Below are 12,976 nucleotides of genomic sequence, written 5' to 3'. Positions count from 1 at the left end.
TTGCGCCTCGATCGGAACAGGTCGTGATCAGCTTCGATTCCAGCATCCTGCTCAGCTACTATCAGGCCCGCGCGGGCGTGACGGGTGCTGCCGCGGCTGCAACGGCGACCACGGCCTCGGGCGGCAAGAAGGCCGTCGTGCCGAACGCGCCGTGGCTGGGCGACGCGCCCAAGGCCAGCGATCAGGTCCGCTCGGCGCTGAACGGCCGCAAGTTCGTCGACGAAGACGCCAGCGCCTCCAGCCTCAAGGGCGTCAGTCCCGACTACAAGAAGCTGTTCGCCTCGTACCAGGCGCTCTCCACCATGGCGGCCCTGATCACCGAGGCAGGGCAGAAGGGCCAGACGGACGGCGAGATCAAGCGCCTGCAGACCTCCCTGACCCGCGGCCTGGGCGAGGTCAGCACCTACGTCCAAGGGCTGTCCCTGGATCAGATGCGCCTGACCACCGGCGCGGTGATGACCAGCGACAAGGCCACGGTCGGCGTCCCGAAGAGCAACACCACCTATACGACCGACAAGCTCTATACCGGCCAGGCCGACGACGAAGTGCCGCGGTTCAAGGGCGACGTGTCGTTCAGTGTCGCGGTCAAGAGCTTCGGCGTCACCTCGAACATCACCATGGACCTGTCCGAGATGGGCTCGACGCCCCGGACCATGTCCAACGTCGTCAGCTACATGAACGGCAAGATGAAGGCCGCCGGGCTGCACACCAGCTTCTCGGTGCAGCGCACGGCGGGCCAGGCGCAGACGGTCCAGGTCAGCGGCAAGCCCGTGACCCTGCCGGCCACCGGCGACGACTTCGCCATGAAGGTCAACGGCGACATCACCGAGCAGGTGACCTTCAGCGCCCCGACGACGGCCCCGGCGGTCTATGTCACGACCAAGGCCGGCGATCCGGATCCGGACAAGAATTCGGCGACCGACGACGCCAAGTACGAAAACACCCTGACCAAGTACAGCGCGGCCGGGACGGGCGGCGGCGCCAACGCCGGCGCGCCGGGCGGCAAGGTGTTCACCGAGACCCTGCAGGGCACGATCAACAGCGTCCGCAAGTCGGTGACCGGCGCGGACGGCTCGGTCTACATGCTGGCCGACGTCGACACCCAGGTCGATGGCAAGCTCGACCTCAACGGCCAGCCGATCAAGGGCGAGAGCGACGTCGCGCTGCTGAAGTACGACAGCGCCGGCCAACTGCTATACGCCCGCACCCTGGGCGCGACCGACGAGGCCAACGGCCTGTCCCTGGCCGTCGGCGACGACGGCAGCGTCGCGGTGGCCGGCTCGGTCACCGGTCGTCTGAATGGCGCGGTCAACGGCCCGATCAACAGCGGCGACACCGGCACGACCAGCGACAGCTTCGTCACGCGCTACGACGCCAAGGGCGACGAGCAGTGGACGGTGCGCCGCGGCGGCCTGCAGGAAGACGAGGCCACGGCCCTGGCGTTCGGCTCGGACGGCGTCCTCTATGTCGGCGGCCGCAGCAAGTCGGACCTGCCCGGCGCGGTCGGCACGGACCCCAGCGGCGGCTACGACGCCTATCTGACCGCCTTCGCCACCGACTCGGCGGGCCAGCCCAAGGCGCTGTTCACCCAGAAATTCGGCACGACCGAGAACGACAGCGTCTCGGACATCGTCGTCAACGGCTCTCAGGTCATCGTCGGCTCCAAGGAGAACGGCTCGGCCAAGCTGCGCAGCTTCGACGTCTCGGCCAATGTCGTGACCGAGACCGTCCGGCAGGTGGACCAGTACGGCGCCTATCAGAACGTGCCGGTGACCTACACCAAGACCGCCACGGTCACGGCCGGTGCCTCGCGCGACCTGGGCTCGCTGGCGGGCGGCGACCTGGTCGGACTGAGGATCGACGGCGGCCAGCTTTATGTCGGCGGCTCCACGGCCAATGGCGCCATGTCGATCGGCGGCTCCACGGGCGCGGCCGGGGGCGGCATGGACGCCTTCGTCGGCCGCATGTCGCTGGACCTGTCCAACAACAGCAACGACGCGCTGACCTATTACGGCGGGACAGGTGACGACACGGTCACCGGCTTCGACGTCGCGAACGGCACGGCCTGGCTGGTCGGCTCTGCGGGCAAGAACCTGGACGGCACGACGACGGTCGGGACCAAGGACGGCTATGTCGCCCAGGTCAATGTCGGCACGGGCAATGTCGACTGGAGCCAGCACCTGACCGGCAAGGACGGCTATGCGACCCCGACCTCGGTGGCCGTGGCCAAGACCGGCGCCTCGTCGCTGGACGCCCTGGGCCTGCCGGCCGGGACCATGAGCTTCACCCAGTCCGACCGCATCGTCTCGTCGACGGCGGCCCGGGCCGGCGACACCTTCCAGATTCGCACCCGCGAGCGCGGCAACCTGGCCACGATCACCATCGAGGCCAACGACACGCTTGAGACCCTGGCCGACAAGATCAAGAAGGCGTCGGGCTCGCGCGCCAAGGTCGAGACCGCCATCAGCGGCAACAGCCGCGTGCTGAAGATTAGCCCGGCCTCCAACACCTCGACGATCGAGATCGTGGCGGGCAAGGGCGGCACCGACGTGCTGAGCGCCCTGGGCCTGGCTGGCGGCGTCGTGCGCGCCACCAAGGATGACCACGGCAAGCAGGTCTCGGCCGACGGTGGCGGCCCGGTCTACGGCCTCAGCCTGCCGGCGGAGCTGGACCTGACGTCCGACGCGGGGCGCAAGAACGCCACCATGGTCATCCAGCGCGCCATGTCGTCGGTGCGCAGCGCCTATCGCGAGATCGCCGACACGGCCATGGGCGTCAAGAGCGATGACCCGAGCAAGCCGGGCAAGACCGACGGCACGGTGCCGGCCTATCTGACCAACCAGCTGGCCAACTACCAGGCCGCGCTCAGCCGCCTGACGGGCGGCGGTTAAGCCCCATTTCTGGCCCGTTGAGCTTGAAAGCGTCATCGACGCGTCGTAGCCAGGGGCCATGGACTTTCTGAAAGATCGACGGATCATCCTCGGCGGCGGCGCGGCGCTCGCGCTGCTGGCGGGTCTTGGCATCGCCGTGGCCCTGATGTCGGGCCACGACAAGAAGCCGGACGAGGCCCCGCCGGCCTCGCGCGCGGGCCTGATCGTCGAGACCGGACGCGACGACGACAGCAAGCTGGACCCCGCCCGGCCGCTGCGCTGCTTCGTCGGCGGGACTTTCGTTGGCGAGATCACCCTGGCCGAGTGCGCCAAGAAGAACGGCGTGGCCACCGGGGCCCTGGATGTCGGCGTCGATGAGACGGGCGCCCTGGCCGCCGCCGACCAGGCCGGCACGGTCCTGACGCCGCTGCCGCCGACCCCGACCGTCACCGCGCCCGCCGCGACCGCGCCGACCCCGGCCACGACGCCCAGCGCGACGACCAACGCCTCGACCAACACGCCACTGGCCGCCTGCTGGCGCTATGCTGGCAACGAGTGGCGCCGCCTGCCGGGCGACATCACCCTGAACGCCTGCGCCCAGCAGCTGTACGGCGGCCGCTGCGAGAAGACCGGCGGCGCCACCTACGGCCGCTGGGGCGAGGAAACGCTGCGCCTGGTGCCGGGCCGCGTCGAGATCTCGTCGGACAACCGCAGCTTCCACACCGCGTTCGATCAGGGCCCCAACTGCTCTATCCCGAACGGCTGATAGGTTTATAAGTGTAATCCATGAGCAAGACCGTCCTCGCCGTCGCCGCCGTCCTGGCCGTTTCCAGCCTTGCCCTGTCGGGCTGCGAGAAGCAGACCAAGGCGCCGTTCGAGCAGGGCGTCTGCTTCCAGGTGGCGACCAACAAGGACGGCACGCTGCGCTACAACCCGGTGGCCCGGAACGTGCCGCAGATGGAAGAGTGCGCGGCCACGCTGGAAGGCGTGCGCATCCGCTTCGTGCGCATGGGCCAGTCCAACAGCGTCGGCATGGTCGGCGCCTATCAGGGCTCGTTCATCTTCCTGGAGAAGGAAGGCATCTATGTCGGCCAGACCTATGAAGGCCCGCGCTTCATGTCGCTGGTCCGCACGGGCGACGGCCGCCTGGCCGTGCCGGGCGCCATTCGCCGGCAATAGACTTGGCGGGAGGCGGGTAGGGCGGTTTGTCCGTCCACAGCCGTCTTTCCCGTCCACAAGAACGTTCCGAGAACAAAACTTGCGCGCATCGTAAGCTGTCGTTAACGTCTCGCTCCAGATTCCGGCGCGAGGGTCGCCGGGCGAGAGCAAGGTCAAGTGATGGCGGGCAGCGTCAACAAGGTCATTCTGGTGGGCAATCTCGGGGCCGATCCCGAGATCCGCAGCCTCGGTTCCGGCGACCGCGTCGCCAATCTCCGCATCGCGACGTCCGAGACCTGGCGCGACCGCACCAGCGGCGAGCGCAAGGAAAAGACCGAGTGGCACCGCGTCGTGATCTTCAACGACAACCTGGTGAAGGTCGCCGAGCAGTACCTGCGCAAGGGCTCGACCGTCTACATCGAGGGCGCGATCCAGACCCGCAAGTGGACCGACAACACCGGCGTCGAGAAGTACTCGACTGAAATCGTGCTGCAGAAGTTCCGTGGCGAACTGACCATGCTGGGCGGCCGCGGCGATGGCGCCGGCGCTTCGTCGGGCGGTGGCGACGAGTACGGCGGCGGCTATTCGGGCGGCGGTGGCGGCGGCAACTTCGGCGGCGGCGCCCCGCGCAGCCAGCCCAGCGGTCCGCGCGAGAGCTTCTCGGCCGACCTGGACGACGAAATCCCGTTCTAGGCCTGGCGGCCAAGCAATGTGGAAAGCCGTACGGCTGGCCATCTAGAGCCGACGACGGCCCTCCACGGGGGCAGCGGCGGGCGATCCGGGGACGGTCGCCCGCCGCTTTCGTTTCGGTGACGTTACAAGCTTGTCCTCAGTCAGAGGTTGTGTTCTCCTTCCCACATCTTAGGAGGATGCGCGATGCGACAAGTGCTTCTGGGTATCGGTGTGCTGGCCCTGCTGGCGACCGCGCCGGCCGTTTCCGCACAGCAGCGGTACGGCAACTTCGACGGCACCATGGCGGGCGATGCGGCCCGGGAAAATGGTCTCCAGATCGAGATGGGACGACTGCGGAACGGCCGGACCGGCGGCGCCCGTCAGGGCGTGTGCCCGCTGGTCCGCGGCGCGTCGGCCGAGGTCAACAATTACGTCGCCTCGCGCATGCGCCAGGTCGCCGAGGATGTCGGCGCGGAATACGCGCACTATTCCTGCGAGCCCAACGTGGTCGTGCTGTTCTCGTCCGACCCCGATGAGCTGATGACCGAGGCCGCGCGCACCAAGCGCTTCAACTATAACGGCGTACCGGCCGAGAAGGCCCAGCAGTTCAAGTCCAGCACCCAGCCGGTCCGCTGGATGCACGGCAGCGCCACGCCCGGGATGAAGACGCGGGACGCGCGCCCCTACAACTCGCTGATCGTGGTCGACGCCAAGAAGGCCGCCGACGTCAAGGTTTCGGCCCTGGCCGACTATGTGACCATGGTCTCGCTGGCCGACGTCCACAATCGCGCGGCGCCGGACAACTCGATCATGAACCTGTTCGACGACGCCAATGGCGCTCCGCAGGCCATGACCGACGCCGACCGCGCCTATCTGCGCACCGTCTACCGCGCTCGATAGGCGAGGACGCATGCGGTCTTGGTTGCTCGGCCTGATCCTGGCCGCATTCGTTCCCCTGGCGGCGGCGGCCCAGGAGCCTCCGCCGCTGGTTTCGGAAACCATGGTGGTCAAGGGCGCCAATCGCGACCGGACGCTGAGCTATGTCCGCGCCGCGACCGCGCTGTCGGATGGCATGATCAGCCGACGCATACAGGTGCTGTGTCCCATCGTGGCCGGCGCCGGCAAGGACGTGGACCGCTATGTCCGCTCGCGCCTGCGCGAGGTGGCGGATGAGGTCGGCCTGCAGTTCGCGTCCGAGACCTGCTATCCCAACCTGATGATCCTGTTCTCGCGTGAGCCCAGGGCCATGCTCGATCAGGCGCGCCGTCGCGGCAAGATCCGCTACGACCGGATCGCGATGCCCCGCATCGACCGCTTCAAGGCCAATTCCAGCCCCGTACGCTGGGTGAGCTATACCGACGATGTCCCGGCCTATGGCGCGCTCTCGGACAGTAGCAGCAGCGTCCAGTCGATGCGGGCGCCAGACAGCCGTATCGTCCAGACCAGCGCCAGCCGGCTGTACTACAGCCTGGTGGTGGTGGACGCGCGCAAGACCGACGGCGTCGAGATCGGGGCTCTGGCGGACTATGTCAGCATGATCGCTCTGGCCGATATCCGCCCCGACGTCGTCCAGCCCGACCAGGCCTCGATCCTGAACCTGTTCGCCGAGCCGGACGGGCCCAAGCGGATGACGGCCTCCGACCGCGCCTATCTGCGCGCGCTCTACAAGCTGAAGACGGATCGGCTGGCCCCTGACCAGGTGGTCGCCCTGGCCGAGGGCATGGCCATGGAGTTGGAGCGCTAGCCCAGCAGGTCGCGCGGCCGCTCCCAGCGGTAGCGCACGACGTCGACCTCGCGACCGCCCGGCGCGGTCTCGCGATAGCGGGCCGTCTCGACGCCGCCCTTGCGGATGTAGAAGCCCAACGCGTCGGCGTTCGGGGCGTAGACTTCCAGATGCAGCGGCGCGCCGGCGTGCTCATCGATCAGCCACCGCGCCACCTCGGCCAGCATCGCCGTGCCCAGGCCGCCGCCCTTGCGCTCGGGCGCGACGTGCAGGTTGTCGATCAGCAGGCCGACCTCCGGGTTCAGCCGGAACGAGGCATAGGCCAGGCCCACCGGTTCGCCGCCGTCCATCGCCGCCAGGATCAGGTCGGTGGTCGGGTCGAAATCCTCGAACCGCTTTCGCCACGTCGCCCGCGAAACGTCGAACAGCTCGTGGTCCAGATAGGCGTCGCCATAGAGTCCGCGATAGGCGACCTGGCGGCTGCGGGTGTGCAGGTCGGCGATGGCGTCCGCGTCATTCCGGGACATTCCCGAGGAGGGGCCGAGTCGGACGATGTGCGGTTCCATGCACGCCATGGAAGCATCTCGCAGCGCGAAGACAAGCCGCCACAATCGTCCGCTTTCGTCCCAAGTCGCGGATTTGCGGCGCGATTGCCCGAAAGCTCGCCAAGTCGCCCGGACGGACAACGTTGTCATTGGAAATATTTGCCGAATTCTCTTGTGGAGGCCGGGAACGCGAAGCGCCAGTGGACGCGTTCTTGGGCGAGGTGCTACTGAGACGCCCGGATATTGCACTGCGGGATCACGACAAAGCAGTGCTGTTCCAGGGCGAGACGACCTCCAAAGAGAGGCGCGGCCATCTTCACTGATCGCAGGGTGAGAACATATGCCGGTTGAGACTTTGACCAAGGCCCGTTGGGTTTATGCATTCGGTGGAGGCGGCGCCGACGGCGACGCTTCGATGAAGAACCTGCTGGGCGGGAAGGGGGCCAATCTCGCGGAGATGTCGTCCCTGGGCCTGCCGGTGCCGCCGGGCTTCACGATCACCACCGAGGCCTGCGTTCACTATTACTCGAACGGCAAGCAGTACCCGGCCGAGTTGACCGAGCAGGTCGCCGCCGGCCTGGCCAAGGTCGAGGAACTGACCGGCAAGACGTTCGGCGACGTCGCAAACCCCCTGCTGGTCTCGGTGCGCTCGGGCGCCCGGGCCTCGATGCCGGGCATGATGGACACGGTGCTGAACCTGGGCCTCAACGACGAGACCGTCGAAGGCCTGGCCAAGCTGTCGGGCGACCGACGCTTCGCCTATGACAGCTATCGCCGCTTCATCCAGATGTACTCGAACGTCGTGCTCAATCTGGAGCACCACATGTTCGAGGAGATCCTCGACGACCACAAGGATCGCCTGGACGTCCATGTCGACACCGGCCTCACCGCCGACGACTGGGCCGAGGTCATCAAGGACTACAAGAACGCCGTACGCGACCAGCTGGGCAAGCCGTTCCCGCAGGACGCCCAGGAGCAGCTGTGGGGCGCCGTCGGCGCCGTGTTCGCCAGCTGGATGAACGACCGCGCCAAGTTCTATCGCCGCATGCACGACATCCCCGAGAGCTGGGGCACGGCCGTGAACATCCAGTCGATGGTGTTCGGCAATATGGGCGACACCTCGGCGACGGGCGTGGCCTTCACCCGCAACCCGTCGAACGGCGACAACCGCCTGTACGGCGAGTTCCTGATCAACGCCCAGGGCGAGGACGTGGTGGCGGGCATCCGCACGCCGCAGTCCCTGACAAAGGCCGCCCGCGAGGAAATGGGCGACGTCGCTCCCTCGATGGAAGAGGCGATGCCGGAGGTGTTCGGTCAGTTCAAGTCGGTCGTGGAGACGCTGGAGCGTCACTATCGCGACATGCAGGACATCGAGTTCACCGTCGAGCGCGGCGTGCTCTACATGCTGCAGACCCGCAACGGTAAGCGTACCGCCAAGGCCGCGCTGAAGACGGCCGTGGACATGGCCGCCGAGGGCGTGATCAGCAAGGAAGAGGCCGTCGGCCGCGTCGAACCTGCTTCGCTGGACCAGTTGCTGCACCCGACCATCGACCCGACCGCCCATCGCGACGTGATCACCACGGGCCTGCCGGCCTCGCCCGGCGCGGCGACCGGCAAGATCGTCTTTGACAGCGACGCGGCCGAGAAGGCCAACGCCAACAACGAAGCCGTCATCCTGGTGCGTGAAGAGACCTCGCCCGAGGACATCCACGGCATGCACGCCGCGCGCGGCATCATCACGGCCCGGGGCGGCATGACCAGCCACGCCGCCGTCGTGGCGCGCGGCATGGGTCGTCCCTGCGTCTCCGGCGCCGGCGACGTGTCGATCTTCCCCAAGGAAGGCCTGTTCCGGGTCCGTGGGCGTGAGTTCAAGGCCGGTGAGATCATCACCATCGACGGCTCGACCGGCGAGATCCTGGCCGGCGCGCCGAAGATGATCGAGCCCGAGCTGACCGGCGACTTCGCCACGCTGATGGGTTGGGCCGACGAGGTCCGCCGCCTGAAGGTGCGCGCCAACGCCGAGACGCCGCTGGACGCCAAGACCGCCCGCCAGTTCGGCGCGGAGGGCATCGGCCTGTGCCGCACCGAGCACATGTTCTTCGACGACACCCGGATCGCCGCCGTGCGCGAAATGATCCTGGCCGACGACGAGAAGGGCCGCCGCACCGCGCTGGCCAAGATCGCTCCGTTCCAGAAGGCCGACTTCGTCGAGCTCTTCACGATCATGGAAGGCCTGCCGGTCACGATCCGCCTGCTGGATCCGCCGCTGCACGAGTTCCTGCCGCACACCGAGGAAGACGTCGAAGCCGTGGCCGAGGCCACGGGGCTGGACGCCGCCAAGCTGCTGCGCCGCGCCAAGGAGCTGCACGAGACCAACCCGATGCTGGGCCACCGCGGCTGCCGTCTGGGCGTCTCGTATCCCGAGATCTACGAGATGCAGGTCCGCGCCATCCTGGAAGCGGCCTGCGAGATCGCCAAGTCGGGCAAGGCTGCTCCCGTCCCCGAGATCATGCACCCGCTGGTCGCCAAGGGCGAGGAGATGAAGTACCTGCGCGACCTGACCGACCGCGTCGCCAAGGCGGTGCTGGAAGAGCAAGGCGTGGACCTCAAGTACACGGTCGGCACCATGATCGAGCTGCCGCGCGCCGCCCTGCGCGCCGGCGATCTGGCCCAGAACGCCGAGTTCTTCAGCTTCGGCACCAACGACCTGACCCAGACGACGTTCGGCATCAGCCGCGACGACGCCGGCAAGTTCCTGGGCGCCTATATCGACAAGGGCATCTTCGAAAAGGACCCCTTCGTCAGCCTCGACCAGGAAGGCGTGGGCGACCTGATCCGCATCGCCGCCGAGCGTGGCCGCGCCGAACGTCCGGACGTCAAGCTGGGCATCTGCGGCGAACACGGCGGCGATCCGGCCTCGATCAGCTTCTGCGAGAAGGTCGGTCTCGACTACGTGTCGTGCTCGCCCTACCGCGTGCCGATCGCGCGTCTGGCGGCGGCGCAGGCGGCGCTGGCCAACAGGAAGTAGGGATCAGCCAACAAGGCCTGATTTGAGGGGCTCGGCGCTGGACAGCGCCGGGCCCTTTTCCTATCCGGGGTGTGGGGACTCGGGGGAATTTCAATGGCCTACATGCGCTGGCGCCGGTTCACGGAGCTGCTCTCGCTGGATCGTCCCGCGCTGGGCGAGCTGTTCATGCGCAAGCGGCACAAGCCGATCGTCGCCGCGCCGGTCGAGAAGTGGGACGCCGAGTACCAGGACGGTATCTACGACCGCCTGAACCGCTCCGAGCAGCGCCACCATCACCGCCTGTTGGCCGCCATGATTGCCGACCGCTGGCCCAATCCGCGCGTGCTGGAGATCGGGGCGGGCGAGGGGGTGTTCTTCGAGGCCCTGCGCGCCCACCGGCCGGCCCGCTATGTCGGGGTCGACTTCTCCAAGCCAGCGATCGAGCGCGGCGAGATGCGTCTGGCGCCCGAGATCGCCATCGGCGAGGTCAAGATGCTGCTGGGCGACGGCCGCACGTTCCAGACCGACGAGACTTTCGACATCGTGGTCTTTTCCGAGTGCATCGAGCATCTGGGCGAGGTCGAGGACCTTGTCGCCCACTACGCGCCGAACCTCAAGGTCGGCGGCGCGGTTGGCCTGACCATGTGGCTAGCCCTGAAGCCGCTGCGGCTGTGGCATCGCCTGAAAGCGATGGGCGAGGTCCTGGACGAGGCGGTGATCAACACCCCGTGGGGCGGCGGCTGGCTGGTCGCCGTGGTGCGGACGAAGGGTTCATAATCCGCATTATCCAATTCGATATTTTGGCTAGACCAATTTTCGGCGCGCGCTATATCCGGAAGAGAGACTTCTGGGAGGAAGCACGATGTTGGCGATCCTGGCTTTCACGGCGAGCGTAGCGGCGCAGCCCCTGAGCCTTCCCACAGCGATCGATCTGGCCAAGGCCGCGATCGACGCCTGCGCCGCCAAGGGCGCGCATGTTTCCGCCGCTGTCGTCGATGCCCAGGGTAATCCGCTGGTCGTCCTGCGCGACGAGCAGAGCCCCAAGCCGCCGATCGCCGCGCCGCGCAAGGCCAACGCCGCCGTGGTCTTCGACCAGCCCGGCAGCGTCATGGAGCCGCGCGAGAAGGCCGATCCGGACTTCGCCGCCAAGATCAAGGCCGATCCCGACCACCTGAACCCGCACGCCGGCTCGCTGCCGCTGCACGTCGGGACCACGGTCATCGGCGGCTTGGCGATCGCCGACACCACGCACGAGACCGCCGACCTGTGCGCTCGCGCGGCCCTAGCCAAGTTCCCCCATTTCCACTGAGTGCAGAGAGCGTCTGACATGAAGAAGACCCTGGTCCTCGCCGCCGCCCTGACGCTGTCGCTGAGCGCGGCCTACGCCCAGGAGCATGGCCCCGCCAAGCCGCTGGATAAGCCCGACGCCGAGGGCCAGAAGCCGCGCGCCGCCGTCGTCCTGGCCCCGTATCGCTTCAACGACATCCTCTGGGAAAACGATCGCACGGCGCACCGGATCTACAGCCGCGACCTGGAGAAGGCCGAGCCGCCCTCGACCTCGGGCATCGACGCCTGGGGCAAGAGCGAGCGCTGGCCCTATATGGATCGACAGCTGAAGACCGGCGACCAGCACCAGAACCACGGCGAGGGCCTGGATTTCTACGACGTCGGCACCGGCCGCGGCGCCGGCGGTCTCGGGATCTGGCAGGACAACAAGCTGTGGACTTCGCGCAACTGGTCCGCCTGGAAGCTGATCCAGAACGGCCCGGACGTGGCCAAGTTCAGCGTCGACTACGCGCCGTGGCCGGTCGATGTGGATCGCAAGGTCTGGGAGACGCGGACCTTCACCCTGCCGCTGGGCACCAACTTCACGCGGATGGTCTCGACTATCAGCTCCGACAAGCCCGGCCCGCTGGTGGTCGGCATCGGCATCACCAAGCGCAAGCGCGGCAATAGCTCGGGCGTATTCAAGAAGGACCTGGCCCCCGGCCGCGTGACCTTCTGGGAGCCGGCCGATCCGGAAAAGGGCTCGATGGCCATCGCCCTGATGGTCGACCCCAAGTCGGTCGTCGAGGTGCGCCAGGACTTCGACAACTACCTGGTCCTGATCAAGGTCGAGCCCGGCAAGCCGTTCGTCTACTATATGGGCGCGGCCTGGGATAAGGGCCTGGACTTCCACTCGCCGGCCGAGTGGGACGCCTATGTCACGGGCGCGAAGGCCGACTTCGACCCGACGCACTAGCCTCCAAACGAAAAACCGCCCCGAGGCGGAGGGGAGCCTCGGAGCGGTTCGTGGGTCGCCCGCCTGGGGGGAGGGTGCGGGCGACCGGCTGCGGCTTTGGATCCTTGGGGGAGAGGATCAGCCGTGCAGTTTGATGGCGGTCTCGGCGACCTTGCGGCCCTGGTAGCGGGCGCCGACCAGCTCGTTCTCGCTGGGCTGACGCGAGCCGTCGCCGCCGGCGATGGTGGTGGCGCCGTAGGGGCTGCCGCCGGTGACTTCATCCAGGGTCATCTGACCGGCGTGACCGTAGTCCATGCCGACGATCACCATGCCGAAGTGCAGCAGGTTGGTGATGATCGAGAACAGGGTGGTCTCCTGGCCACCATGCTGGGTGGCGGTCGAGGTGAACGCGCCGCCGACCTTGCCGTGCAGGGCGCCGCGGGCCCACAGGCCGCCGGCCTGGTCGAGGAACGCCGCCAGCTGCGAGCTCATGCGGCCAAAGCGCGTGCCCGTGCCGACGATGATCGCGTCGTAGTCGGCCAGATCGGCGATGGAAGCCACCGGGGCTTCCTGGTCGAGCTTGAAGTGGGCGTTCTTGGCCACCTCAAGCGGGGCGGTTTCCGGCACGCGCTTGATGTCGACGGTCGCGCCGGCGTCGCGGGCGCCTTCGGCCACGGCCTTGGCCATGGTCTCGATGTGGCCGTACGACGAGTAGTAGAGGACGAGAACCTTGGCCATCACGGCCTCCTTGGGAATGGTTGTGGAAGTAGAAGGTCGGCG

Annotated in this window: 12 protein-coding genes; 10 read left to right on the top strand and 2 right to left on the bottom strand. The window is 67.6% G+C overall.

Translation table 11 applies throughout. From position 1 onward, the window contains the following. Nucleotides 1-23 precede the first annotated feature (23 nt). The 6 genes from AC07NI_RS06680 to AC07NI_RS06655 all read left to right on the top strand — a co-directional run bounded on the left by AC07NI_RS06680 (nucleotide 24) and on the right by AC07NI_RS06655 (nucleotide 6,444). Nucleotides 24-2,891 carry a hypothetical protein gene (locus AC07NI_RS06680; RefSeq protein WP_494617000.1) on the top strand — a complete coding sequence of 956 codons (2,868 nt, stop codon included), beginning with the start codon at nucleotides 24-26 and terminating at the stop codon, nucleotides 2,889-2,891. Nucleotides 2,892-2,949: 58 nt separating this feature from the next. After that, the gene (locus AC07NI_RS06675) at nucleotides 2,950-3,636 is read left to right on the top strand and encodes a hypothetical protein (protein ID WP_494616996.1); all 687 of its coding nucleotides are present in this window, start codon (nucleotides 2,950-2,952) and stop codon (nucleotides 3,634-3,636) included. 20 nt (nucleotides 3,637-3,656) lie between these two features. After that, nucleotides 3,657-4,049: a hypothetical protein gene (locus AC07NI_RS06670; protein ID WP_494616995.1), complete on the top strand. Its 393-nt coding sequence runs from the start codon at nucleotides 3,657-3,659 to the stop codon at nucleotides 4,047-4,049. Nucleotides 4,050-4,208: 159 nt separating this feature from the next. Next, the gene (ssb, locus tag AC07NI_RS06665; protein ID WP_494616993.1) at nucleotides 4,209-4,721 is read left to right on the top strand and encodes a single-stranded DNA-binding protein; all 513 of its coding nucleotides are present in this window, start codon (nucleotides 4,209-4,211) and stop codon (nucleotides 4,719-4,721) included. Between the two features lie 183 nt (nucleotides 4,722-4,904). Further along, nucleotides 4,905-5,600 (top strand): hypothetical protein, encoded by a 696-nt coding sequence (locus AC07NI_RS06660; protein WP_494616991.1) that lies wholly within the window; start codon nucleotides 4,905-4,907, stop codon nucleotides 5,598-5,600. Nucleotides 5,601-5,610: 10 nt separating this feature from the next. Further along, nucleotides 5,611-6,444, top strand: coding sequence for a hypothetical protein (locus AC07NI_RS06655; RefSeq protein WP_494616987.1), 834 nt, complete (start codon nucleotides 5,611-5,613; stop codon nucleotides 6,442-6,444). Here the strand turns inward: AC07NI_RS06655 and AC07NI_RS06650 are convergent. Continuing rightward, nucleotides 6,441-6,989: a GNAT family N-acetyltransferase gene (locus AC07NI_RS06650; protein WP_494618303.1), complete on the bottom strand. Its 549-nt coding sequence runs from the start codon at nucleotides 6,987-6,989 to the stop codon at nucleotides 6,441-6,443. The two genes, AC07NI_RS06655 and AC07NI_RS06650, sit on opposite strands and share 4 nt — an antisense overlap. Before the next feature lie 319 nt (nucleotides 6,990-7,308). Between AC07NI_RS06650 and ppdK the strand changes: the two genes are divergently transcribed. From ppdK to AC07NI_RS06630, 4 genes are all read left to right on the top strand, one after another. Further along, a complete protein-coding gene (gene ppdK, locus AC07NI_RS06645; protein WP_494616985.1) occupies nucleotides 7,309-9,996 on the top strand; it encodes a pyruvate, phosphate dikinase in 2,688 nt (895 codons plus the stop codon). A gap of 93 nt (nucleotides 9,997-10,089) precedes the next feature. Further along, complete coding sequence (locus tag AC07NI_RS06640) at nucleotides 10,090-10,752, top strand: SAM-dependent methyltransferase (RefSeq protein WP_494616982.1); 663 nt, start codon at nucleotides 10,090-10,092, stop codon at nucleotides 10,750-10,752. An 85-nt stretch (nucleotides 10,753-10,837) separates the two neighbouring features. Then, nucleotides 10,838-11,284: a heme-binding protein gene (locus AC07NI_RS06635; RefSeq protein WP_494616978.1), complete on the top strand. Its 447-nt coding sequence runs from the start codon at nucleotides 10,838-10,840 to the stop codon at nucleotides 11,282-11,284. Nucleotides 11,285-11,302: 18 nt separating this feature from the next. After that, nucleotides 11,303-12,217, top strand: coding sequence for a DUF4861 family protein (locus tag AC07NI_RS06630; protein WP_494616976.1), 915 nt, complete (start codon nucleotides 11,303-11,305; stop codon nucleotides 12,215-12,217). A 117-nt stretch (nucleotides 12,218-12,334) separates the two neighbouring features. On the opposite strand, the gene wrbA is transcribed toward AC07NI_RS06630, so the two are convergent. Continuing rightward, complete coding sequence (wrbA, locus tag AC07NI_RS06625; RefSeq protein WP_494616973.1) at nucleotides 12,335-12,934, bottom strand: NAD(P)H:quinone oxidoreductase; 600 nt, start codon at nucleotides 12,932-12,934, stop codon at nucleotides 12,335-12,337. Nucleotides 12,935-12,976: the final 42 nt, after the last annotated feature.

Source organism: Caulobacter sp. GW821-FHT10E02 (assembly GCF_059415225.1).
The sequence above is the reverse complement of the archived record's forward strand: the minus strand, read 5'-3'. Positions and strand labels throughout refer to the sequence as shown.